General features: G+C 71.8%; 22 protein-coding genes. 9 read left to right on the top strand and 13 right to left on the bottom strand.

What is annotated here, in order from left to right; translation table 11 throughout:
* Positions 1-132: 132 nt before the first annotated feature.
* Positions 133-2001 (bottom strand): DNA polymerase III subunit gamma/tau domain-containing protein, encoded by a 1869-nt coding sequence (locus tag AC3DEV_RS00850; RefSeq protein ID WP_488370993.1) that lies wholly within the window; start codon positions 1999-2001, stop codon positions 133-135.
* A 2-nt stretch (positions 2002-2003) separates the two neighbouring features.
* A complete protein-coding gene (locus tag AC3DEV_RS00845) occupies positions 2004-2951 on the bottom strand; it encodes a Ppx/GppA family phosphatase (protein WP_172812179.1) in 948 nt (315 codons plus the stop codon).
* Between the two features lie 33 nt (positions 2952-2984).
* Between AC3DEV_RS00845 and AC3DEV_RS00840 the strand changes: the two genes are divergently transcribed.
* Complete coding sequence (locus AC3DEV_RS00840; protein ID WP_488370992.1) at positions 2985-3845, top strand: DUF3109 family protein; 861 nt, start codon at positions 2985-2987, stop codon at positions 3843-3845.
* 97 nt (positions 3846-3942) lie between these two features.
* On the opposite strand, the gene AC3DEV_RS00835 is transcribed toward AC3DEV_RS00840, so the two are convergent.
* The 3 genes from AC3DEV_RS00835 to AC3DEV_RS00825 all read right to left on the bottom strand — a co-directional run bounded on the left by AC3DEV_RS00835 (position 3943) and on the right by AC3DEV_RS00825 (position 6686).
* On the bottom strand, positions 3943-4632 hold the full coding sequence (locus tag AC3DEV_RS00835; RefSeq protein ID WP_067717069.1) for a response regulator transcription factor: 690 nt from the start codon (positions 4630-4632) through the stop codon (positions 3943-3945).
* Complete coding sequence (locus tag AC3DEV_RS00830) at positions 4629-5825, bottom strand: sensor histidine kinase (protein ID WP_488370991.1); 1197 nt, start codon at positions 5823-5825, stop codon at positions 4629-4631. Before AC3DEV_RS00830 ends, AC3DEV_RS00835 begins: the two co-directional genes overlap by 4 nt.
* Before the next feature lie 114 nt (positions 5826-5939).
* Positions 5940-6686: a phosphoglyceromutase gene (locus AC3DEV_RS00825; RefSeq protein WP_163376355.1), complete on the bottom strand. Its 747-nt coding sequence runs from the start codon at positions 6684-6686 to the stop codon at positions 5940-5942.
* A gap of 41 nt (positions 6687-6727) precedes the next feature.
* Between AC3DEV_RS00825 and AC3DEV_RS00820 the strand changes: the two genes are divergently transcribed.
* A complete protein-coding gene (locus tag AC3DEV_RS00820; protein WP_488370990.1) occupies positions 6728-8437 on the top strand; it encodes a long-chain-fatty-acid--CoA ligase in 1710 nt (569 codons plus the stop codon).
* A gap of 26 nt (positions 8438-8463) precedes the next feature.
* On the opposite strand, the gene AC3DEV_RS00815 is transcribed toward AC3DEV_RS00820, so the two are convergent.
* The 3 genes from AC3DEV_RS00815 to AC3DEV_RS00805 form a co-directional block, all read right to left on the bottom strand.
* The gene (locus AC3DEV_RS00815) at positions 8464-9027 is read right to left on the bottom strand and encodes a type III secretion system chaperone family protein (RefSeq protein ID WP_069389592.1); all 564 of its coding nucleotides are present in this window, start codon (positions 9025-9027) and stop codon (positions 8464-8466) included.
* A gap of 155 nt (positions 9028-9182) precedes the next feature.
* Positions 9183-10493, bottom strand: a complete 1311-nt coding sequence (gene mshA / locus AC3DEV_RS00810; RefSeq protein WP_488370989.1) for a D-inositol-3-phosphate glycosyltransferase — start codon at positions 10491-10493, stop codon at positions 9183-9185.
* Between the two features lie 115 nt (positions 10494-10608).
* Positions 10609-11520, bottom strand: coding sequence for an alpha/beta fold hydrolase (locus AC3DEV_RS00805; RefSeq protein WP_488370988.1), 912 nt, complete (start codon positions 11518-11520; stop codon positions 10609-10611).
* Positions 11521-11593: 73 nt separating this feature from the next.
* Between AC3DEV_RS00805 and AC3DEV_RS00800 the strand changes: the two genes are divergently transcribed.
* The 3 genes from AC3DEV_RS00800 to AC3DEV_RS00790 all read left to right on the top strand — a co-directional run bounded on the left by AC3DEV_RS00800 (position 11594) and on the right by AC3DEV_RS00790 (position 13568).
* Positions 11594-12043: a limonene-1,2-epoxide hydrolase family protein gene (locus AC3DEV_RS00800; protein ID WP_253002429.1), complete on the top strand. Its 450-nt coding sequence runs from the start codon at positions 11594-11596 to the stop codon at positions 12041-12043.
* 57 nt (positions 12044-12100) lie between these two features.
* On the top strand, positions 12101-12880 hold the full coding sequence (locus AC3DEV_RS00795) for an SDR family oxidoreductase (RefSeq protein WP_488370987.1): 780 nt from the start codon (positions 12101-12103) through the stop codon (positions 12878-12880).
* A 151-nt stretch (positions 12881-13031) separates the two neighbouring features.
* The gene (locus tag AC3DEV_RS00790) at positions 13032-13568 is read left to right on the top strand and encodes a ferritin (RefSeq protein ID WP_067717088.1); all 537 of its coding nucleotides are present in this window, start codon (positions 13032-13034) and stop codon (positions 13566-13568) included.
* Between the two features lie 181 nt (positions 13569-13749).
* On the opposite strand, the gene AC3DEV_RS00785 is transcribed toward AC3DEV_RS00790, so the two are convergent.
* The 5 genes from AC3DEV_RS00785 to AC3DEV_RS00765 form a co-directional block, all read right to left on the bottom strand.
* Positions 13750-14373, bottom strand: a complete 624-nt coding sequence (locus AC3DEV_RS00785) for a dihydrofolate reductase family protein (RefSeq protein ID WP_488370986.1) — start codon at positions 14371-14373, stop codon at positions 13750-13752.
* A 58-nt stretch (positions 14374-14431) separates the two neighbouring features.
* On the bottom strand, positions 14432-16069 hold the full coding sequence (locus tag AC3DEV_RS00780) for an ATP-binding cassette domain-containing protein (protein ID WP_488370985.1): 1638 nt from the start codon (positions 16067-16069) through the stop codon (positions 14432-14434).
* Between the two features lie 232 nt (positions 16070-16301).
* Complete coding sequence (locus tag AC3DEV_RS00775; RefSeq protein ID WP_256821142.1) at positions 16302-16874, bottom strand: GNAT family N-acetyltransferase; 573 nt, start codon at positions 16872-16874, stop codon at positions 16302-16304.
* A 66-nt stretch (positions 16875-16940) separates the two neighbouring features.
* Entirely contained in the window at positions 16941-18116 is a 1176-nt protein-coding gene (yidC, locus tag AC3DEV_RS00770; protein ID WP_488370984.1) for a membrane protein insertase YidC, read from the bottom strand.
* A 241-nt stretch (positions 18117-18357) separates the two neighbouring features.
* Positions 18358-19443: a UDP-N-acetylmuramate dehydrogenase gene (locus AC3DEV_RS00765; RefSeq protein WP_488371228.1), complete on the bottom strand. Its 1086-nt coding sequence runs from the start codon at positions 19441-19443 to the stop codon at positions 18358-18360.
* A 156-nt stretch (positions 19444-19599) separates the two neighbouring features.
* Between AC3DEV_RS00765 and AC3DEV_RS00760 the strand changes: the two genes are divergently transcribed.
* The 4 genes from AC3DEV_RS00760 (at position 19600) to AC3DEV_RS00745 (ending at position 22683) form a co-directional block, all read left to right on the top strand.
* Complete coding sequence (locus AC3DEV_RS00760; RefSeq protein WP_488370983.1) at positions 19600-20100, top strand: DUF2505 domain-containing protein; 501 nt, start codon at positions 19600-19602, stop codon at positions 20098-20100.
* Positions 20101-20157: 57 nt separating this feature from the next.
* Positions 20158-21072, top strand: coding sequence for an LmeA family phospholipid-binding protein (locus AC3DEV_RS00755; RefSeq protein ID WP_488370982.1), 915 nt, complete (start codon positions 20158-20160; stop codon positions 21070-21072).
* Positions 21073-21173: 101 nt separating this feature from the next.
* Entirely contained in the window at positions 21174-21674 is a 501-nt protein-coding gene (locus AC3DEV_RS00750) for a metallophosphoesterase family protein (protein ID WP_069389706.1), read from the top strand.
* 58 nt (positions 21675-21732) lie between these two features.
* A complete protein-coding gene (locus tag AC3DEV_RS00745) occupies positions 21733-22683 on the top strand; it encodes an NADP-dependent oxidoreductase (protein ID WP_488370981.1) in 951 nt (316 codons plus the stop codon).
* The last annotated feature ends 47 nt before the right edge of the window (positions 22684-22730 follow it).

The raw sequence follows: 22730 nt of genomic DNA, 5'->3' as shown, positions 1-22730 counted from the left end.
AGCGACATCGGATGGGCGGCGGGAGGGATTCGGTTGCCCGTCGCCGGGTCCCGCTCGCGCACCGCGGCTGAAACGGCCCCGCCCGCACCTGGAGCAGGCGCGGGCGGGGTGCGGGTCGTGGCCGGGATGCGGCTAGGAGACGAGTCTGAGCAGGAGTGGCCCGCACGTCACGCCCAGGCCGACGATCACCGCGAGGGCGATGCTGACGGAGTCGTTGCTCCTGCGCAGGACGCGGACCATGGCCACCAGTCCGACGATCACGACGATCGCCAGCGCAAAGGCCACCCACGGCAGGTCGCGCCAGAGCAATTGGAAGCCGATGAACAGTGCCGCGCCCGCGACCGCGGAGGCGAGCACCTGCGCGACGAGGATCAGCCACTGCGACGCCGGCGACCGCTCGGGCTCGGCCCCGCCGGGGGCGTAGTCGAAGTCGCGGTACTGCGAGCTGTCCGGCTCCGCCGGGGTCTGCTGCGACGCGGGTGCCGGGGTCGGGGCGTCGGCCCGGTCGGCGTCGGGCTGGTCTGTGCTCGTCCGGTCGGCGACGGGGGCGTCGGCCCGGGGCCGGGCGACCGGCTGCTGGCCCGCTGTCGTTGCGCCGGCCTTCGTCGCCTCGGCCTGCGTCGCGTCGGTCTGCGCCGCGTCGGACTTCGTCTCGTCGAGCTTCGGCCGCTCGGTTCCGGTGCCCGCGCCGGCCACTGCCGCGGCCATTCCCGCGACTCCCGCACCTCCGGCGGCGGCAGCGGTCGCCGCACCCAGGGCACCCCCGCGCGTGGCGGAGTCGGAATCGTCGGACTGCTCGGCGGTCGCCTCGGGGGCGCGGCGGGCGGTCGAGCCACTGCCCGACGGCACACCCCATGCGGAGGCATCGGCCCCTGCGGCGGGCTTGTCTGCGGCGGCGGGCTTGTCGGCCGCCGGAGCGGCGGAGGTCCCGGCGGGCTTGTCGGTGGTGCGCTTGTCTGCTGTGACGGCCGTGTCGGTGGCCCCGGAAGCCTTGCCGACCTCGGCAGAACCGGAGGTCGCGGCAGACTTGTCGGTACCGGACTTGCCGGTGGCGGGCTTGGCGGTGGCGGGCTTGGCGGTGGCGGGCTTGACCGCCGGGGCGGTGGACGAGGCCGGCGCGGCCTTGTCTCCGGTTCCGGCCGCTGCGGACGGAGCTGACTTGTCGCCCGAGCCCGGGGCTGCGGTGCCGGCGACACCGGCAGCAGCAGCGCCCGCAACACCTGCGGCCGCGGCGCCGGCGGGCCCCACGCCCCCACGATCAGCGGGCGTCGGGCGGGTGGCGGGAGCGTCGGACCCCGACTGCTCCGCATCCTTGCGCTTGCGGCCGAACAGCCCGCGCAGGCCGCCCTTCTTCACCTGCTGGGCCGCGTCATCGGAGGCGGAGCGCGACGGGGCGGGCGCGGACGGAGTCGCCGACGTCGGGGCCTGCTGCGGTGAGGCGGCCGGCATCCGCGTGGTGGCCTGCTGCGAAGCCGGCGGTGTGGTTGCCGACGGCGGGGTGGACGGCGTCGTGGTGGCCGTCGACGAGGCCGGCGGCGTGGTGGTGCCCGATGGCGTGGTGGCCTTCGCCGCGGACGACTTCTCGGCCGACCCGGCCGGCGTGGACGCGGGCGCCCCTGCCTCCGGGGCCCGCCGCCGTCCCGAGGGCCGCGGGGTCTGCGGGGCCTCAGAGGTGGACGACCTCGTCGTCGTCGTCCCCGGGGTCTCCCCGGCGCCCGTCGGGGCAGCACCGTCGGCACCCGACTCCGCGTCCCGCTCGGCGTCGCCACCGGCGGCCGCGGCCTCTTCGGCCTCCCGCGCCCGACGCCGCGCCGCGCGACCACTGAGCACGGTGTCGTCGGTGATCTTGGGGATCTCACCGGTGAGCTCGGAGACGCTGAGTCCGCCGCCCTCGTCGGCCCGGCGACGCCGACGCCCGGCCGGGGCGTCCTGCTGCTCCGCGCCCATGCGCTTGAGCAGCTCCGCCACGGTGATCTGCTGACCGTCTGAATCCTCGGCCATCGTCAGCTCCCCTTCCCGTCGCCGCCCACGTCCCGGTCGAGACGCTGCAGGATGAGCCCCTCTCGCAGAGCCCACGGACAGATTTTCACACTTTCCAGACCCAACGCACGCATGGACGCCTCCGCCACCAGCGCTCCCGCCACCACCTGATGCGAGCGGTCGGAGCTGATGCCCTCCAACTCTGCCCTGTCGGCGGCCGTCATGCGGGAGATAAACGCGATCACCTGCCGCAGACCGGCGGCTGTGAGCACCCGGTCCACCCGTGGGCCCTCCGACGACGGCGCCGCACCCGTGAGCCGGGCCAACATACGGAACGTCTTGGAGGTGGCGCACGCGAGGTCGGGCTCACCGGCCGCCCGGAGTTCCCGGGCCGGCCCGTCGAGCTCGGCGTCGATGTAGTCACGCAGCTGGTTGATGCGCTTGCGCTCCGGCGGGTCGGTCTTGAACCAGTCGTGGGTGAGCCGGCCGGCGCCCAGCTGCAGACTGAACGCCTGCTCGGGCAGCTCGTCCTCCCCGTGGGTCATTTCCAACGACCCACCACCGATGTCGAGGTTGATGATCCGCCCCGCGCTCCAGCCGTACCACCGACGCGCGGCGAGGAACGTCATGCGCGCCTCGTCCTCACCGGAGAGCACCCGCAGCTCGATGCCGGTCTCCTTCTCCACCTTGGCCAACACGTCGTCCGAGTTGGCCGCGTCGCGCACGGCGGAGGTGGCCAGCGCCATGACCTCGCGGCACTTGGTCGCCTCGGCGAGCTCGGCGGCCTCGTTGACCGCGTCGATGAGCCGGGCGATGCCGGTCTTGGAGATGTTGTTGTCGTCGTCCAGGTACTCGATCAGGCGTAGCCGGGTCTTGGAATCGTTCATGGGCGTGGGATGACCACCCCGGTGGGCATCGACCACCACGAAGTGGACCGTGTTACTTCCCACGTCCAGGACACCTAATCTCACACGACCACCCTAAACGGTCTACGGTCGCAGGTTGTGACCGCCACCGAACGCCCCCCGACCCCGGGCGCCCCTCAGCCCGAGGTCCCCCTCGACTTCCCGCGGGAGTGGTACACGTTCCCCGACCCCGCGAATGACGAACATCTGATCTCCGCCGACATGACCTGGCTGCTGTCGTCGTGGACGTGCGTCTTCGGCACGCCCGCCTGCCACGGCATCGACCGCGACCAGCCCGACTCCGGCTGCTGCACGCACGGCGCCTTCCTCTCCGACGACTCCGACCGGCAGCGGCTCGAGGCCAACGTCGCCCTGCTGCGTCCGGAGGAATGGCAGCACCGCGAGGCCGCCCACGCCGCCGCGACGGCGGAAGGGGCCGCGCAGGAGGCGTGGCTGGAGGAGGACGAACTGACCGGCGACGACGGCGAGATGGAGCCCGCTCTCAGGACGCGCCGCCTGGGCGGACGGTGCGTGTTCTTCAATGACGTCGGATGGCCGACCGGGTCGGGCTGCGCCCTGCACCACCTGGCCGGGCGGACCGGGCGGAGCCTGCCCGAGTCCAAGCCGGACGTGTGTTGGCAGCTGCCGATCCACGTGACCCGCGAATGGGAGACCCGTCCCGACGAGGTGGAGATCCTCCACACCCGCGTCGGCGAGTACGACCGCCGCGGCTGGGGCCCGGGCGGGCTGGACCTCGACTGGTACTGCACAGGCTCGCCCGAGGCTCACGTCGGCGTCGACCCCGTCTACATCTCCCTACGTGACGAGCTGGTCGAACTGCTGGGCGCCGAGTGCTACGAGGTGCTCGCCGCGGCGTGCCGGCGTCGGCGGCAGCTCGGGATCGTGGCCGTGCACCCGGCGACCGAGCGGGCGCAGACCCAACGAGCCAGCGAGACCTGACCGGGGCAGTCCGGAATCCGCTACCCTCCGTCCGGATCCGCTACCCGTGTAGGGGTAGCGGATCCGGACGGAGGGTAGCGGATTTCCAGCGGGGCGGTCAGCCCTCGAACTTGTAGCCCAGCCCGCGGACGGTCACCAGGTGCACCGGCTTGCCGGGATCGGACTCGATCTTCGAGCGCAGACGCTTGACGTGGACGTCGAGGGTCTTGGTGTCGCCGACGTAGTCCGACCCCCACACCCGGTCGATGAGCTGTCCGCGCGTGAGGACCCGGCCCGAGTTGCGCAGCAGGTACTCCAGCAGGTCAAACTCCTTGAGCGGCAGCGTGACGGCCGTGCCGCGGACCAGCACCGTGTGCCGCTCGATGTCCATCCGCACCGGCCCCGACTCCAGGACACCGATGTCGCTGACCGGCTCCGCCTCGGCCTCGGCGCCGCGGCGCAGCACCGCCCGGATGCGGGCGATGAGTTCGCGGGCCGAGTACGGCTTGGTCACGTAGTCGTCGGCGCCCAGCTCCAGGCCGACGACCTTGTCGATCTCACTGTCGCGGGCGGTCACCATGATCACCGGGACGGTCGACGTCGTCCGCAGTCGCTTGCACACATCGGTGCCGGACATCCCGGGGAGCATGAGGTCCAGCAGCACGATGTCCGCGCCCTCGGACTCGAAGTTCTCCAGCGCGGTCGGGCCGTCCCCCGCGACGGTGACCTCGAAGCCTTCCTTGCGGAGCAGGAACGCCAGCGGATCCGCCAGCGAGTCCTCGTCCTCCACGATCAGCACCCTGGTCACGGCACCTGGTCCTCTCCTTGGTCGGCGTGCTCGGCGCCGGGGGTCCCCCCGGCGCCACCCGGCTCCACATGAGCCGGAAGTTCGAGTGTGAAGGTCGACCCCGTACCGGGGCGGCTCCACAGGCTGACGGCGCCGTTGTGGTTCTGGGCGACGTGCTTGACGATCGCCAGACCCAATCCGGTCCCGCCGGTGGCGCGGGAACGGGCCTTGTCGACGCGGAAGAACCGCTCGAAGACGCGGGCCTGGTGCTCCGGGGCGATGCCGATCCCGCGGTCGGTGACCCGCAGCGTCACGGTGTCCCCGGTCGCGGACCGGGTGATCGACACCGGGGTGTGGTCGGGCGAGTAGTTGATGGCGTTCGAGATGAGGTTCGACACCGCCGTGACCAGGAGGGTCCAGTCCCCCTTGACCTCCAGCCCGGACGGCGCATCGGTGATGAGCTCGATCCCGGCCGCCTCCGCCGCCGACGCGGACCGACGCAGGGCCTCGGCCACCACGTCGTCCACGTCCACCGGTTCCGGGTCGCGGATCCGCTCGGCGCCCTGCAGGCGCGAGAGTTCGATGAGCTCGGAGACCATCTTGCCGAGCCGCTGGGCCTCGCTCACCACGCGTCCGCCGAAGTACTCGACCGACTCCGGGTCGTCCTTGGACTCCAGCAGCGCCTCGGCGAGCACCGCCATCGCCCCGACCGGGGTCTTGAGCTCGTGGGACACGTTGGCGACGAAGTCGCGGCGGGCCGCCTCCATACGACGGTGCTCGGAGTCGTCGTCGGCGAAGACCACGACGAACTGCTCACCGTTGCCCTCGAGGATCTCCCCGCGCCCGCTCACCGACGGGATGCGGCGGCGGCCGGGGGCCATCTTGGCGGGCAGGTCGAACCGGGTGGGGTGGCCGTCCGTGAACGTCGACCGGGCCGCGCGCCACACCGGCTCCACCAGCAGGCGGTCATCGACGATCCCCAACTCCGCCGCACGACGGTTGTAGAGGACCACGTCCTGGTGGCGATCCACGACCGCCAGTGCGTACGGCGCCTGTTGGTAGACGCCCCGCAGGACGTCCAGCCGGCTGGGTCCGGTCTGCTCCGCGCGCCGACGCTCACCGCGTCGGTTGAGCAGTGGGACGACGAAGCCGCCCACGAGGAAGCCGATGATCCCGGCGACGATCGCGAGGAAGATCCCCAGACTGACCTGCACGACCCCGATCCTACGGTGTGGAGTTTCGACGCCCGAATCGCCAAACCCCCGGCCACCTGCGCGAAGTTCGCAGGCTGCCGGGGGTTCGCGACCCGTTCACCGGGCCTTCACCTACTACTTGCCGCCCTGGTTGGCCACGGCGGCAGCACCCGCGGCGGCGGCCTCCGGATCGAGGTAGGTACCACCCGGGTTGGCGACCAGGCCGGTCTCGTCGAAGTGGTAGACCAGCGGGATCCCGGTGGGGATGTTCAGGCCGGCAATATCCTCGTCGGAGATGCCGTCGAGGTGCTTGACCAGGGCGCGCAGCGAGTTGCCGTGCGCGGCCACCATCACGGTCTTGCCCTCCGCGAGCTTGGGGGCGATCTCGGCGGCGTAGTACGGGATGAACCGGTCCACGACGTCCTTGAGGCACTCGGTCAACGGCACCTCCGGCAGGTCGGAGTAGCGCGTGTCGGAGGTCTGCGAGTACTCATTGTCCGGGTCGATCGGCGGCGGCGGGGTGTCGTAGCTGCGGCGCCAGAGCATGAACTGCTCGTCGCCGAACTGGTCCTTGATCTCCGCCTTGTTCAGGCCCTGGAGCTTGCCGTAGTGGCGCTCGTTGAGCTTCCAGTGCCGGATCACCGGCACCCAGTGGCGGTCACAGGCGTCCAGCGCGATGTTCGCGGTGGTGATCGCGCGACGCAGCAGCGAGGTGTACAGGATGTCCGGCAGGATCCCCGCCTCGGCGAGGAGCTTTCCGCCGCGGACCGCCTCCTCCCGCCCGAGATCGGTGAGGTCGACGTCGACCCAGCCCGTGAACTGGTTGGATGCGTTCCACGTGGACTGCCCGTGACGCAGGAGGACGAGAGTTCCGTAAGCCATAAGGCCATTATGACCCGCGTGCGGAGGACTACGGTGCAGACATGACCACACACGCCGGAGACACCCCCGAATCGACCGAGCGGCCGTGGACTGTCCACTACACGCCCGGGACCACGCAGGACCTCGACTACGGCACCACCACGCTGATCGACCAGTTCGACGACGCCGTCAGCACCTATTCGTCCCGGCCCGCCACCGAGTTCTTCGGCCGCCTGACGACCTACGCCGACCTCGGCCGGCACGTGCGCCGCGCCGCCGAGGGCCTGCGCCGCCTGGGTGTAGCGCCCGGCGACCGTGTCGCCGTGCTGCTGCCCAACTGTCCCCAGGGCGTCGCGGTGTTCTACGCGGCCCTGCGCATCGGCGCCATCGTCGTGGAGCACAACCCCCTCTACACGGCCGACGAGCTGGAGGGCCCCTTCTCCGACCACGGGGCGAAGGTGGTCGTGACCTGGAACGTCGTCGCGCCCGTGGTGCGGGACCTCGCCGACCGGCCCGGCACCGCGATCGAGCACATCATCTCGGTCGATCTGCTCGACGAGCTCCCCGCCGTCAAGCGACTGGCGCTGAAGCATCTTCCGGTGCCGTCCCTGCGCGCCTCCCGGGACAAGCTCTCCCGGCCGGCCCCCGGCACGCTGGACTGGGCGGACCTCGAGACGGGCGCCGAGCTGGACTTCTCGTACCCGCGGCCGGCGGCCGGCGACCCCGCGCTGATCCTCTACACCTCGGGTACGACCGGCACCCCGAAGGGCGCGGTGCTCACCCACGCCAACCTGGTGGCCAACGCGAAGATGGGCCGGGCGTGGGTGCCCGAACTCACGCCGGGCGAAGAGAAGTTCCTCGCCTCGCTGCCGATGTTCCACGCCTACGGCGTCACGCTGTGCGTGGTGTTCGGCATCGCCGAGGGCGCACGGCTCCAGCTGGTCCCGACCCCGGACATGGACCTCATCATGCCGATCCTGAAGAAGGACCTGCCGACCTTCATCCCGGCCGTCCCGCCGATCTACAGCAAGATCCTCGAGGAGGCCGACAGGCGGAAGATCTCCCTGCACGGCATCAGGCACTCGCTGTCCGGCGCCATGAGCCTGCCCGCCGAGCTCATCGAGAGGTGGGAGTCCGCCACCGGTGGACTGCTCGTGGAGGGGTACGGGATGACCGAGACCTCCCCCATCACCGTGGGCAACCCCATGTCGACGGCGAGGCGGGCCGGCTCCATCGGCGTCCCGTTCCCGGACACCGACATCCGCGTGGCCGACAAGGACGACCCCTCAGTCGACGCACCGGCCGGCGAGCCCGGTGAACTGTTGGTCAAGGGGCCGCAGGTGTTCCCGGGCTACTGGCGCAACGAGAAGGCGACCGCCGAGACCTTCCACGACGGCTGGATCCGCACCGGTGACGTCGTGGTCCAGGACGACGACGGCTTCCTGCACGTGGTGGACCGGATCAAGGAGATGATCGTCACCGGCGGGTTCAACGTCTACCCGTCGGAGGTCGAGGCGGTGCTGCGCACGGCCCCGGGCGTCGCGGACTGTGCCGTGGTGGGCCGCCCGAGTTCCGACGGCGGCGAGAAGGTCATCGCCGCGGTCGTACTGGAGCCCGGCGCCGCACTCGACCCCGACGCCCTGCGCGCGCACTGCAAGGGCTCGCTGGCCGGGTACAAGGTCCCGCGCGAGTTCGTCGAACTGGACGAACTGCCCACCAACCCCATGGGCAAGGTCCTGCGCAAGAAGGTCGCGCAACAGATCAACTCTTGACCGGCGCGCTCTCCGGGAGTCCGGTACTACTCGGGCTGGGGCAGGTCCTCGGTGAGGTGGCGGAACGCGTCGAGGTTGCGCAGCGGCTCGCCCCGGGACACCCGCCACTCCCACTCGCGGCGGATGGAGGTGTGGAAGCCCAGCTCGATGAGGACGTTGAAGTCGTGGTCGGCGGCCTCGAGCACCTGACCCAGCACGCGGTCGAGCTCCTCCTCGGTCACCGCGACCAGCGGCATCCGGCCGACGAGGTAGATGTCGCTGTTGTTGTCCAGCGTGTAGGCCACCTGGTAGAGCCGCCGGTTGCGCCGCAGCAGGTAGTTGTAGACCTTCTCGAAGTCCTCGTCGGGTCGGCGGCACACGAACGCCTCGATGCGCACGCTCTCCCGGTTCACCGTCAGGTGGCACGCGGTCTTCAGGCGCTTCTCCCCCGGCAGGATCACGACGAAGGTCCGGCCGTCGGCCAGCGTCGACTCGATCTCCCGTTCCACCAGGAAGTTGCGGATCCGCTCGACGGTGGGGGCGTCGACATCGTCCCGGTGCGGGGCCGGCCCGTCGTCGTCCATGCGCTTGCTCTCGGTGGGGTCGATCATCGTGACTCCTTCGGGGTGGTCGGCTGTGGCTTGTCGTCGGCGGGGACTTGCCGTCGGCGGGGACTTGCCGTCGGCTGTGGCTTGTCGTCGGCCGGTGCTCGGCGTCGACCGCGCCTCGTAGGCGATTCGACGCCGCGGCTCCCGCGGACGGGAGATCAGGACGCGGTGGCCTCCGCACGCCGGGCCCGGTATGCGGCCATCGTGCCCGCATACGAGGACAGCAGTCCGTCGGCCGTGGAGTCCCAGGAGAACCCGGAGGCGTGTACCGGGGCGGCCCGCGACATCGACAGGCGCAGCTCGTCGTCGTCCAACAATCCCGACAACACGCGCGCCCATTCCCGCGGATCGTGCCCGTCGACGGTGATCCCGGTCCGGCCGTCGGAGACGGCCGTCGGCAGCCCGCCCACCGCGGCCGCGACCACGGGGGTGCCGCACGCCTGCGCCTCGAGCGCCACCAACCCGAACGACTCCGAGTACGACGGCACCGCCACGATGTCGGCGGCGCGGTAGACGTCCACCAGCTCCGACGGCGGGCGCGGCGCCAGGAAGCACACGCGGTCGGCCACGCCCAGCTCCTCGGCCAGGTCCATCAGGGAGCGCGGCCTGGAGAGCCCCGACCCGCTGGGCCCACCGACGACCATCAGACGCACGTCGCGGCGGGGCTGGGCGCGCACCATCTCGGCCAGCGCCCGCACGATCACGTCGGGCGCCTTGAGCGGTTGGATCCGGCCGACGAAGGCGATCACCTCGGAATGCTGCCCCAGCCCGAGCGCGCGGCGGGCCCGCTCGGTCCCGCGTTGGGTGCCGGGGGTGTACTGCTCGAGGTCGGCGCCGGGCGGGACCACGTCGACGTGGGCCGGGTCGGCGTCGTAGTAGTCGACGAGTTCACGCAGTTCGCCGGTGGTATTGGCGACGAGCCGGTCGGCGGCGTCGACGATCTGCTGTTCACCGATGCGCCGGGACTCGGGCTCGGGGGTGTCCCCCTCGGCGAGGACCGCGTTCTTCACCGCCGCCAGGGTGTGCGCGGTGTGCACCAGTGGCACCCCCCAGTGCTCGGACGCGACGAGCCCGGCCTGGCCCGAGAGCCAGTAGTGGGAGTGGATGAGGTCGTAGTGGCCAGGCGCCTGCCCGGCCTCCGCCCGCATTACGCCGGCGACGAACGGGCACAGCTGCGTGGGCAGATCCTCCTTGCGCAGGCCCTCGAACGGTCCGGCCACGATGTTGCGGACCAGCACGCCGTCGCCCGCCTGCTCGACCGGCGGCTGCGATGAGTGGGTGGCGCGGGTGAAGATTTCGACCTCCACCCCGCGGCGGGCCAGGCGGCGTGCGGTCTGCAGGACGTAGACGTTGAGCCCACCCGCGTCGCCCGTGCCCGGCTGGGCGAGCGGCGAGGTGTGGAAGGACAGGACCGCGATGCGCCGGGGCAGGGGATGCGCGGCGCCGGGGTCGAGGTCGGTTACGGTCACCCGTCCGATTGTGCCCCCGCCCGCGCCGGGGTGCACGTCGCCCGTGCCCCCGCCCGCCCTGAGGCGACGACGACGAGGTGGGCTCCAGCGCGCCGGGCCCGCCCGCCACGAATGGCTACAGGGAGGCGGCGAACTCGTCGAGCTCGGCGAGGAAGCGCGGCGTCTCCTCGAGGAACGGCGCGTGTGCGGACTCGGCGAACTCCACGTAGCGGCCGCCGGGGATCATCTCGGCGTTCGCCTGCCCGGCCGACGGCAGCACCACCCCGTCGTGGGCACCGTGGATGACCAGCGCGGGGATCGACAGGCCGCGCAGGGTGTCGTCGTTGTCCACCTTGCGGGTGAGCAGCGACTGCCGGACCGCCGGCGGCGTGGACAGCGACAGTCCCAGGATCCGCTGCCCATCCGGGCCCGATCCCGAGCGCATCATGGCGTTGCCGAAGCTGGTGAACGCGGCCAGTGCGACCGACGGCTTCTCGTCGAACGCCCCGCCCGAGGTGACCTCCTTCATGGCCGGTCCGATCGCGCCGCCCGCCGAGCGGGAGAGGGAGGTGACCGCGCCGCACAGCACGATCCCGCCGACCCGGCCCTCACCGCGGGCGGCCAGGTAGTCCGCGACCACGACCCCGCCGTACGACCACCCCAGCAGGATCGCGCCCGAGCCCTCGGCGATCCCGGTGGAGTCGAGGACGGCCTCGACGTCGTCGGCCCACTGCGGCGCCGAGTCGTAGCCGCCGGCCGGGACGTCGGAGTACCCGTGGCCGCGCAGGTCGATCGCCACCACGCGGAAACGCCGGGCCAGGTCGTTCAGCACGTCCTGCCCCCAGCTCGCGCTCGACTGCGCCCAACCGTGGACGAGCACGAGCGGCCGGGCGGCGGGGTCACCGAGCACGCGGTACGCGATCGCGGTGCCGTCCGACGAGACGGCCGTGGCCAGGGCGGGCGCAGGGAGGGTGGGCGCGGGCGTCGAGGCGGCGGGGGCGTCGGTACGGGCGTCGGTCGGCGAGGCAGAGGGGGAGGCGGAGGTCATGAGCCTCATGGTGCCAGAGCCGATCGCCGCGATCCGACCCCCAGACGGCGCCCGCGGCGGTTACCGTTGCGCAATGGCAGCCACCAGTACCCGGACCGACCCCGATGTCGTGGTCCGCACGTTCTTCGACGCCCTGATGACCGGCTCCACCGCCACCGCCGCCGACCTGCTCAGTGAGGACGTCTGGTGGGCCAACATCGGCCTGCCGACCATCCGGGGCAAGCGCGCGGTCGTCGGCGCGATCTCCTCGATGAACCGCAGCATCCGCTTCGGCGTGGAGATCCACCACCTCGCGGTGTCGGCGCCCGCGGACCCGACCGACCCGGCGGCCCCCGTCGTGGTGCTCACCGAGCGCACCGATTACCTGGGGGTGGGGCGGTTCCGCGTCGGTTTCTGGGTGTGCGGCCGTCTCGAGGTCCGCGATGGCCGGGTGTGCGGTTGGCAGGACTACTTCTCCAAGGCCGACATGGCCAAGGGCGCCGTGCGCGGACTCGTCGAGATGGTCACCGGTCGGGGTCGCTGACCTCGTCGTCGTCCTCCCCCATCGACCGTGTCGGACCCGCCGCCTAGTCTCTAGGCCATGAGCATCGACCACTCCGCCACCCGTGAGCGGCTCGCCGCCCTGCCCGCCGAGACCCGCGTCGCGGTGGTGACGGGGGCGTCGTCCGGGATCGGTGAGGCGTCCGCGCGCGAGTTGGCCCGGCTGGGATTCCATGTGGTCGTCGGGGCGCGGCGGGTCGACCGACTGGAGGCGCTCGCGGCGGACATCGGCGGCACCGCGCTGCCCCTGGACGTCACCGACGCCGATTCGTGCGAGGCGTTCTGCGCGGCCATCCCCCGGCTGAACGTGCTGGTCAACAACGCCGGCGGCGCCAAGGGAACGACCAGTGTGATGGACGCCGACGAGGACCAGTGGCGCTGGATGTGGGAGACCAACGTCATCGGCACGCTGCGCATGGTCCGCGGTCTCATGCCGGTGCTGGTCGACACGGGCGACGGACTGGTCATCACCATCACCTCGGTCGCGGCCCTCGAGTCGTACGACAACGGCTCCGGTTACACCTCGGCCAAGCACGCTCAGGCGGTCCTGCACCGGACGTTGCGCGGGGAGCACCTGGGCCAGCCGGTGCGGTTCACCGAGATCGCGCCCGGCATGGTCGAGACCGAGTTCTCCCGCGTGAGGTTCGACGGCGACGACGACAAGGCGGCCGCCGTCTACCGTGGGCTCACCCCGATGGTGGCCGAGGATGTGGCGGAGATCGTCGGGTTCGTGGCGAGCAGGCCCTCGCACGTCAACCTGGACCAGATCGTGGTGAAGCCACGGGACCAGCACTCCGCGATGCGCGCCCACCGGGGCTGACCGGGGCCACCGGGGCAGGGCTCCAGCCGCGCTCGCCGGAGCCGCACCCGGTAGGTGAGGCTGGCCATGGTGTACCCAGGTTAGGCTTACTGACCTGGCAGAACGCCGCTGGCGGCCATAGGCTGACCCCCTACCGAAAGGGGCCTCCTCCATGGCCAGGAACAAGAACTCATTCGTCGAACTCCTCTCCGCTCAGGTCGGTCACGAGTTCGCCGCCAGTCAGCAGTACATCGCGATCGCCGTGTGGGCGGACGCGCAGGACCTGCCGCAGCTGGCGTCGCGCTTCTACTCGCACAGCCTGGGTGAGCGGAACCACGCGATGATGATGGTCCAGTACATGCTCGACCGGGAGATCGCCGTGACGATCCCGGCCGTGCCCGCGCCGGAGGCCCAGTTCCGCGGTCCCGCCGATGCGCTGCGCGCCGCGCTGGAGCAGGAGAAGCAGGTCACCCGGCAGATCGAAGCGATGTTCCAGGCCGCCCGCGCCGAGTCCGACCCGCTGGGCGAGCAGTTCATGCTGTGGTTCCTCCGCGAGCAGGTCGAGGAGGTCGCCAACATGAACACCCTGGTGACCATCGCCGAGCGCGCCGCCGACGACTGGTTCCGCATCGAGGAGTACCTGGCCCGCGAGACCGACTCCTCCACCAACACCGGAACCCCGCCCTCCGTGGCCGGCGGCGCCGTCTGACCCTGCGCCGGCTGCGCCACCGCGCCGCCGGGCCACCTGGCCACCGCGCCACCTGGCCACCGCGCCGTCGAGAAGAGTGTTTCGCGCGCCTCTACTCGACAGATACGCGCGAAACACTCTTCTCGACGGCGGTCCGGGGCGGCGCGGTGGCGGGGAGGCAGCGGCGCGGTGGGCGTTGCGGTCAGCCGCGGGAGAACTCCACGTAGCTCACCCCGCTCTCGAAGTCTCGACGCGTCCGACGGGTCAGCGCCAGCGGGAGCGCCCCGCCAGCCGCGCCCGGCCCGCCCGTCGCGCCCGGCCCGCCCGTCGCCCCCGCCACCAGCGGGATCCCCGCACCGAGGACGACCGGATTGACCTTGAGGCGGAATTCGTCGATCTCGTCGACCACCTGCCCGGCCAGCGCCCCGCCGCCGCACAGCCAGATATCCAGCGGTGAGTCCTCGGCCTTGAGCCGTCGGACCAGCGTCACCGGGTCCTCGTCGGACGCGGTCAGCCCCTCCTCGGCGGGTAGCTCGTCCGGCCGGTGGGTCACGACGTACTGGCGCAGGTGCGGGTACCCGCTGGCCAGTCCCTCGTCCACTGCCACCTGATGGGTGGTGCGGCCCATGATCACCGTGTCGAACACCCGGTGTGGGGTCCGCGCCAGCCCGAGCGGCTCGCGCAGGTGGCCGGGGATCGTCTCCGGATAGTGCTCGATGATCCAGGGCATGTGGTCGCCCTCGACGAGGAAGTCGTCGAAACCGCCGTGGGGGTCAGCGATGAAGCCGTCGACGCTCACGGCCACGTAGTAGATGAGTTTGCGCATGGTGGGTCCTCTCTCGGGGATGGGTGTGTTCGCGTGCGTCCACCCCGCCGGAGCGGGGTCAGCCGAGGATGATCACGTCGTCCACCCCCACCCGATCGCAGAAGCCGTCGTCGTGACTGACCAACAGCAGCGCACCGCGCCACTGCGAGAGCGCGTCGGCGAGCACCTCTACACCGTCGAGGTCGAGGTTGTTGGTCGGCTCGTCCAGGACCAGCAACTGCGGGACCGGGCGGGCGAACAGCCGCGCCGCCAGCGCCGCACGGAGTCGCTCGCCACCCGACAGGTCGCCGAGTCGGCGGAACCCGGCCCGGCCGGTGAACAGCAGCCGCGCCGCGTGGGCGTGGGCCTCCTCCGCCGACGCGGCGGGGCGGACGGCTCGGATCGCGTCGATGACCGACCACTCCGGATGCTCGACGCGCAGATCCTGCGGCAGCAGGGCAAACGGGACGTGGACCACCTCGTCGTCGAACCCATCGTCATCGAACCCATCGTCGTCGAACCCCTCGTCGACGCCGCCGGCACGGTCCGGACCGCGAGCGCCGAGGAGGCGTCGCAGCAGCGTCGTCTTGCCGCTGCCGTTCGGCCCGGCCAGGCGCACGCGCGCGGGCCCCGCGAGATGGACCCGGCCCGCGACGGGGTCGGCGACATCCAGCACCACCCGGCCGGCCGGCAACCCGGGGTCGGGCAGCTCGACCCGCAGCCGCTCCTCGCGCCGGACCGCGGCATCGGCTGCGCGCATCCGCTCCCGCGCCTGCTCGACGCCGTGGTCGTGGACCGCCCGCAACCGGCCGGCCGATTCCTGAGCCGACGCGCGACGGGCGTTCATGAGGATCTTGGGCATTCCGCCCGCCGCCTGCACCCGCCGCCCCTGCGCGACCCGCCGGCTCGCCTTCTCGACCCCCTCGACCCTGTCCCGCCTCTCGGCGCGCAGGTCGTTCCGCGCCCCGGTCAGCGACTGCACCGCGGCGGCCTGCTCGGTCTCGATCACCTCGCGGTAGTGCGCATACTGCCCGCCGAACACCCGGCAGCGGCCGGCCCGCAGCTCGACCGTCCTGCCGGCACGGTCCAACAGCTCGAGATCGTGGCTCACCACCAGCACCACACGATCGCCGCCGCCGACGAACCCGCCGATCGCCGCGAACAGCCGCTCCCGCGCCCGCCCGTCGAGATTGTTGGTGGGTTCGTCCAGCAGCAGGACACGAGGTTGCCCGAGCAGCCGACCCGCCACCGCGGCCAGAGTGCGCTCCCCGCCGGACAGCGCCACCACGGGCCGGTCCAACTCGGTCGGCAGGCCCAGGTCGTCGAGCAGCGCGATCGTGCGCTCGGCCACGGCCCAGTCATCGCCGACGAGCCCGAAGTCGTCGTCGTCGCCCTCCCCCGCCTCGATCCGCGCCAGCGCCGCCAGTCGCCCGCCCACGCCGAGCTCATCGGCGAGGGTGCGCTCCGCCGGGGCGTCGGCGAGCAGTTGCGGCAGGTATCCCACGGTGGGCGGGTCGGCCGGATCACCGTCGACGGTGATCGACCCGCGCGTCGGCCGACGTTCGCCCGCGATGAGGCGGAGCAGGGTGCTCTTACCGGCACCGTTGCGGCCGACGAGGGAGGTCAGTCCGGGACCGACGGCGAGGTCGAGCCCGTTGAAGAGTGGGGTGTCGTCGGGAAACGCGTACGCGACGTCCGACAGGACGAGGGAAGACATGCGTGCTCCAGGAGAGGTGGCGTGTGGCCGGGACTCACCTGTGGTTCAGCACTGTCCTTCGATCTCCTCGTCTCGTTCTCCTCGGCTCCGCGCCCCTCGCGGCCCCGGGTCTCCCCGGAGTCGCGCCGTGCGCCCGACCGACGTTCACGCTGAAGCTACACCGCGGTCCCGGCGGCGGCAAGAGCCGGATTCTGCACGAGCCCGCGCCCGTTCACCACGACCCCGCGCCCGTTCACGGAGTTCCGGCGCCTCCGAGGGCGGGTCGGTCGATGCGGCAGATCGCGTGGAGGGGCGTGTCACCGGGGTTGTCGGGCGTGAGCTCCGCGTCCGGCAGCCGCCGGAACCCGGCCCGGAGCAGGGCACCCCAGGATCGCGGGTTCTCGATGTTCACGGGCACGATCACGCAGCTCGCGTCGGGGTGGCGAACCCAGATCTCGGACACCGAGCGCGCCGCCAGTGCCGCACCTGCTCCCCTGCCGCGGGCTGCCGGTTCGGCGATCAGGTAGTCCATGCTCCACGCACCGTCGGGCACCTCGATCCCGGCCCTCGCGAGCTCGTCCACGCCCGAGGGCTCCGCCGCGATCGGGTACCTCATCAGCATCCCGACGTCCTCGCCGTCCACGATGACCACCAGGCATTCCGTCTGTGCGTCATCGAGGTAGGGGCCGAAGTCCTGCTCGACCCGGTCCGGCGAGTTCTCCGACCACCACCGCGCGACGAGCGGCTCGGCCAGCCAGCGCGCGAGCGTCGGCAGGTCGTCGCGGGTGAGGGGACGGAACGTCACCTCGGGAGCGGCGGTCTCCACGGCTCCAGCGTAGACCCGGCCGGGGCTCCTGCCGAGGGTGTGACGGCCCGGGTGTGACGGCGGGGGCTACATGAACGCGCTGGGCGGCAGGCCCTCGCGGCTGCTCATAGGCAGTTCCTTCTCGAGCCGCTCCATGAAAAAGTGCGACTGCACCGCGGTCCAGATGTTGTTGGTGAGCCAGTACAGGCCGATCGCGATGGGGAAGTTGAAGAAGTACGCGCCCACGATCGGGAAGAACGGGAACAGGTACATCATGATCTTCATCGACTGGTTCATCGACTCGGTCATGGACTCGGCCATCGACTGGAAGTCCTGCGGCTTGGCCGCCGCACCAGTGCCCGTACCAGTCGCGCCGGCAGCGCCCGCGGTGGCGGGAGTGCCCGGGGTTCCGGCCGCGCCATCGCGGCGGTCGGGCGCAGTGGAGCCGCTCTCCGACCCGGCGTCGGCGTCGGCCGCGGTGGCGGGCTTCTCGCCGTCGATCTCCACCACCTCGCCGTCGACGAACGGCCCGCCCGCGCGATCCTCGGCCTCGACCTGCGCGACTGCCGCCTGCTCGGCCGCCTTGGCCGCCTTCTGCCGGCGGAAGGAGTTCCACATGTTGATGAACGTGGCGATGCCGGCCAGGACGAACAGCGGCACGGCCAGCATGAGGATGTCGCTCTGCTGCAGCCCCGGATGCAGCGAGTCCATGACCTCCTGCGGCATCCGGATGTAGGAGGCCAGGGGCACCCCGAAGATCTCGGCGTTGAGGAAGGAGGCGACCTGCTCGGGCTGGAACGCCCCGTTGGTCATGGTCGACGCCTCTTCGATCGAGACCCCGCGCGGCGAGAAGTTGAGCAGCACGTAGTACAGGCCAAGGAACACCGGGATCTGCACCAGTAGCGGCAGGCACCCGGCGGCGGGGTTGACGCCGGCGCCGGAGTACAGCTCCTGCATCTCCTTGGCCTGCGCCTGGCGGTCCTCGGGGGACTTGCGGTCCTTGTACTTGAGCTGCAGCTCCTTCATCTTGGGAGCGAGTTGCGCCATCTTGCGCATCGAGTACTGCTGCCGCCACATGGACCGCATGAGCAGCAGCCGCACGGTCACCACCAGCAGCAACACCGAGCCGACCCACGCGATGCCGGAGTCCGGGTCCACGACGAAGCTCAACGCCCAGTGCCAGAACTTCATGACGAGTGACACCGGATACGCGAACAGGTCCACGGGCTTCTCCAACGACGAGCGGCGCCGGATCGGGCGCACGGGGCGGGACAGACCACAAAGGTCGGACTCCAGCGTGCCAGGGTGGGCGGCGCAGGGGGGAATCAGGGTCAGCCGCCGGAGGTGGGTGCCGGGGCCCGACGCCCTACGGTCCGCGCCTCCGATGTCGATGCACCCCCGGGGCCCGCAGCGCGAGTCGCATTCCGAGGGGCGGATCGTGGCGGGGTGGCCCGTAGTCCGAGGGGCGGATCGTGGCGACGACACGGGCGCCGGGCAGCCCGGGTCAGATGTGGCAGCCCACCCAGACCGGCTCGGGGTGCAGCTCCACGCCGAACGCCTCCCGCACGCCGTCACGCACCTCGCGCGCCAGCGCGATCACGTCGTCCGCCGTGGCCGCACCCCTGTTGGTCAGTGCCAACGTGTGTTTGGTGGACAGGCGGGCGGGGGACGACGACGAGGGATGGCCCTTGGCGAAACCGGCCCGCTCGATGAGCCATCCCGCCGAGAGTTTGACGCCACCGTCGGCGGAGAAGGCGGGCATCTGCTCGGCCTGCTCGGGTCCGAGCGTGGCCGCCACCCGGGATCGCACCGTGGGGAGTTCGTCCCGGGGTATCACCGGGTTGGTGAAGAACGATCCCGCGGACCAGGTGTCCTCGTCGTCGTCGTCGAGCACCATCCCCTTGCCGCGCCGCAACTCCAGCACGGTGCGCCGCACGACGGCGGGGTCGGCCCGCTCCCCCGGTGCCACGCCGAGGCGGCCGGCGAGTTCGGCGTAACGGATCGGTTCGCTGCGCCCGGCGGGGTCGAGGCGGAACTCCACCTCGAGGACCACGGCGCGGTCGGTGTTCTTGAGCACCGACGTCCGGTATTCGAGGCCGAGGGCGTCGGGGGTGACCCATTCGTCGACGCCGGTGGCGCGGTCAAACCAGCGCACGCGGTGCAGGATCTGGGCGACCTCCACCCCGTAGGCGCCGACGTTCTGCACGGGCGTCGCGCCCACGGATCCGGGGATGCCGGACAGACACTCGAGGCCGCCGTACCCGCGCCCGACCGTGTCGGCCACCAGATCGTCCCAGGTCAGGCCCGCGCCCGCGCGAACGACGAGCAGGTCGTCACCGCTGCCGGTGAGGTAGTCGATCTCCCGGTTGCGCACCGCCACCGCCACCAGGTCGAGGTCGCCGCCGGCCACCACCAGGTTCGAACCACCGCCCAACACGAGCACCGGCACGTCCGCCGCGTCCAGGGCGCGGACCGCCGCGACGACCGCGTCCGGGGTCGCGCACTCCAGCAGCGCACGGGGGCGGCCGCCGATGCGCAGGGTGGTCAGGTTTGCGAGGCGGGCACCGGGCGCCACGTCGATGCCGCTGATGTGGGACAGTCCGGCGACGACCGGGTCGGCGGGGTGCGGCGCGGTGCCGGCATGGTGCGGATGGGTGCCCGCGGGGGTCGGCGCGGTGCCGGCGGGGTCGGGCGACGACGGGTTCACACGACCGAGGGTAACCGGCGGCTTGTAGGGTCTGACCCCATGGCGACCCGCTTCTCCCACACCGCACGCATCGACACGCACGTCGAGAACGTGTTCACCTCCTACGGCGACGAGGCCTTCTGGCGCGACCGCATCGCCGCCGTCGGCAGTCCCGAGGACACCCTCGACGACTTCTCCGCCACCGGCGACACGGTCACCGTCACCGTCACCCAGCACATCCCCGACTCCGACATCCCCGACCTGGCGCGCAAGGTCCTGCCCGGGCAGCTGGTGATCGTCCGGACCAGCACCTTCGGCGACTTCGACGGCGAGCGGTTCACCGGATCGGCCCGCGCCGAGGCCGCCGGTGGGCTCGGGATGATCGACGGCGGCGCCGAGGCCGTCCACCGGGACGGGGCGGCCCACGAATCCGTCTCCGGTCAGGTCAAGGTGTCGGTGCCGCTGCTCGGCGGCAAGCTCGAGAAGCTCGTCGTGGGGCACCTGGACCGACTGTTCGAGGCCGAGTACCAGCACCTGCGCCGCTGGACCGCCGCCCGCTGACCTGCGGCGGGGACGTGGGCACTGCACGACCGGCCCGGATCGGTGACAATCGGACGAATGCAGCAGCCGCACGACACCCAGCGACTCCCCGCCTACGACCGGCCCGGCGTCCAGCACGCCGAGACGCAGCAATTCGCCGCAGCCTCCGGAACCGGCTCGCAGGGCCCCGGCGCCTCCGACACGGGTGGACCCTGGACGGCCGAGCGCGGCCCGGGCGGGCCCGGCTCGGGCGGATCCGGCGCTGACGGCGGGAGCCGGCGGGGACGCGGGCCGCTGATCGCGCTCATCGCGGCGCTTCTCGCCGTGGGCCTCGTCGCGGCCCTGGTCGGTCTCGAGTTCGGCATGCGCAACGCCATCAAGAACCGCATGAGCGACGAGGTGACCGCCAGCCTGGGGTCGCCCGCCCAGGTCGAACTCGGTGCGCGCCCGGTGATCCTGTCCTACATCGACGGCAATCTCGGGTCCGTTCGCATCACCACCGACGGCTCGGCGGCCGAAGGCGCGACCGGCCCGGCACCGCAGATCGACATCCGGGCCGACGGCGTGCGCACCGAAGGCGACCTGACCTACGTGGACTCGCTGACCGGGACCGCGTTCGTCTCCGAGCAGACCATGTCCGCCGCCGCCCAGTCCGAGGGCGCGGGCGGCGACACCCTGCTCGGCGGGCTGATCCAGGTCCAGGAGATCATCGCCGACCCCGCCGCCGGCACCCTGCGCGTCTCGATCAGCGGCCTGGCCGAGGCGGTCGTGACGCCGCGGCTCATCGGTGGCGACCTCGAGATGCAGCCGGAGCAGGCGTCGATTCTCGGCTTCTCGCTGCCCTCCGAGCTCCTCGGCGGGACCGTCTCGATGATGGACTCGGCGCTGGCCGAACTGCCGGAGGGTGTCCAGTTGACCGGCGTCCGGGTGGTGCCGGGCGGCATGACCGTCGACATCGCCGGGCAGGATGTCGTGCTCGAGGCGACCGAGTGACCCCTGCGCCTCACGCGGACGGCAGGGTCTCGAGCGGCAGGGGCACCGGCGGCAGGGGCACGGGCGGCAGGGGCACCGGCGGCAGTGACGCCGGCACCCGCCTGCTTCTCATCGCCGACACCCACGTCCCCACGCGGGCCCGCGACCTGCCCGAGCGGGTGTGGGACGAGGTCGACGCCGCGGACATCGTGATCCACGCGGGCGACTGGATGGACGTGGGGCTTCTCGACTCGTTGGAGGAACGCTCGGCTCGACTCATCGCCTGCTGGGGCAACAACGACGGCCCGGACCTGCGCGAGCGCCTGCCCGAGGTGGCACGCGAGACGATCGACGGCGTGCGTCTGGTGGTGACGCACGAGGCCGGCGCGTCCGCGGGCCGCGACACACGCATGGCCAAGGCCTACCCGGACACCGACGTCCTGGTGTTCGGGCACTCGCACATCCCGTGGGACACCACCGCGCCGAGGGCGTCCGGCCAGGGCGGCCTGCGGCTGCTCAACCCGGGCTCCCCGACCGACCGGCGTCGCCAACCGCACTGCACCTACATGACCGCGACCATCGACGGCGGCGCGCTGGGTGACGTCGAGCTGCACCGGCTCTGACGTCGCCCCGCCGCTTTGCGCCCGACCGGCGACCGCGGAATCTGCCTACCCTGGGTCCATGAGCAACGACACCACCATGCGCGCCGTGCACCAGGACACCCTCGGGGAGCCGGACGTCCTCACCGTCGTCGACCTCCCCCGCCCCACCCCGCGCACCAACGAGGTCCTCGTCCGCGTCGAGGCCGCCAGCGTCAACCCCACCGACTGGAAGCACCGTGAGAACGGCGGCTTCCTCGGCAAGCCCCCCTTCGTGCTCGGCTGGGACCTGTCCGGTGTGGTCGAGGAGGTGGGCATCGGCGTTGCGCGCTTCTCCCCCGGCGACGAGGTGTTCGGGATGCTCTCGTACCCGTTCGGGCATGGAGCCCACGCCGAGTACGTCGCCGCCCCCGCGGCCTGGTTCGCCCCCAAGCCCGCCTCACTCGACCACGTGCAGGCCGCCGCCCTGCCGCTCGTGTCGCTGACCGCATGGCAGGCGCTCGTCGAGTACGCCGACATCCAGCCGGGCCAGCGGGTGCTCATCCACGCCGCCGCCGGCGGGGTCGGGCACGTGGCCGTCCAGATCGCCAAGGCCCGCGGCGCATACGTGATCGGCACCGCCAGCGCCGCCAAGCACGACTTCCTGCGCGAGCTCGGCGTCGACGAGGCGATCGACTACCACGACGTCGACATCGCCGAGGCGGTCAGCGACGTGGACGCCGTGCTCGACACGATCGGCGGTCAGACGTCCCTCGACTCCCTGCGGACGCTGCGCCCCGGCGGGATCGTGGTGTCGATCCTGCCCGTGGGGTCCGGCGACTTCTTCCGGGAGGCCGAGGAGCTGGGGGTGCGTGCGGTCCGGATGCTCGTGGATTCCTCGCGCCACGACCTGGTCTCGATCACCGAGCTCGTCGAACAGGGTGCGCTCCGGGCGACGATCGCCGAGGTCTTCCCGTTGGAGCAGGCCGCCGAGGCGCATCGTCGCGGCCAGACCGGTCGGACCGCCGGCAAGATGGTGCTGACCACGGGCTGATCCCAGGCGGTCGGCAGTCGGACGGTCGGCAGTCGGGCGACGGGCGA

The sequence above is a fragment of the Dietzia sp. IBK-p2-15D genome (genome assembly GCF_057773105.1).
This window is presented reverse-complemented; position numbering and strand designations above follow the sequence as displayed.

What these genes read in the sequence shown, in the direction of transcription:
- AC3DEV_RS00850 (WP_488370993.1), bottom strand. Translation starts at nt 2,001, where the DNA reads ATGGCCGAGGATTCAGACGGTCAGCAGATCACCGTGGCGGAGCTGCTC.
- AC3DEV_RS00825 (WP_163376355.1), bottom strand. Translation starts at nt 6,686, where the DNA reads ATGGCTTACGGAACTCTCGTCCTCCTGCGTCACGGGCAGTCCACGTGG.
- AC3DEV_RS00820 (WP_488370990.1), top strand. Translation starts at nt 6,728, where the DNA reads ATGACCACACACGCCGGAGACACCCCCGAATCGACCGAGCGGCCGTGG.
- AC3DEV_RS00815 (WP_069389592.1), bottom strand. Translation starts at nt 9,027, where the DNA reads ATGATCGACCCCACCGAGAGCAAGCGCATGGACGACGACGGGCCGGCC.
- AC3DEV_RS00805 (WP_488370988.1), bottom strand. Translation starts at nt 11,520, where the DNA reads ATGACCTCCGCCTCCCCCTCTGCCTCGCCGACCGACGCCCGTACCGAC.
- AC3DEV_RS00800 (WP_253002429.1), top strand. Translation starts at nt 11,594, where the DNA reads ATGGCAGCCACCAGTACCCGGACCGACCCCGATGTCGTGGTCCGCACG.
- AC3DEV_RS00795 (WP_488370987.1), top strand. Translation starts at nt 12,101, where the DNA reads ATGAGCATCGACCACTCCGCCACCCGTGAGCGGCTCGCCGCCCTGCCC.
- AC3DEV_RS00790 (WP_067717088.1), top strand. Translation starts at nt 13,032, where the DNA reads ATGGCCAGGAACAAGAACTCATTCGTCGAACTCCTCTCCGCTCAGGTC.
- AC3DEV_RS00785 (WP_488370986.1), bottom strand. Translation starts at nt 14,373, where the DNA reads ATGCGCAAACTCATCTACTACGTGGCCGTGAGCGTCGACGGCTTCATC.
- AC3DEV_RS00780 (WP_488370985.1), bottom strand. Translation starts at nt 16,069, where the DNA reads ATGTCTTCCCTCGTCCTGTCGGACGTCGCGTACGCGTTTCCCGACGAC.
- AC3DEV_RS00760 (WP_488370983.1), top strand. Translation starts at nt 19,600, where the DNA reads ATGGCGACCCGCTTCTCCCACACCGCACGCATCGACACGCACGTCGAG.
- AC3DEV_RS00755 (WP_488370982.1), top strand. Translation starts at nt 20,158, where the DNA reads ATGCAGCAGCCGCACGACACCCAGCGACTCCCCGCCTACGACCGGCCC.
- AC3DEV_RS00745 (WP_488370981.1), top strand. Translation starts at nt 21,733, where the DNA reads ATGAGCAACGACACCACCATGCGCGCCGTGCACCAGGACACCCTCGGG.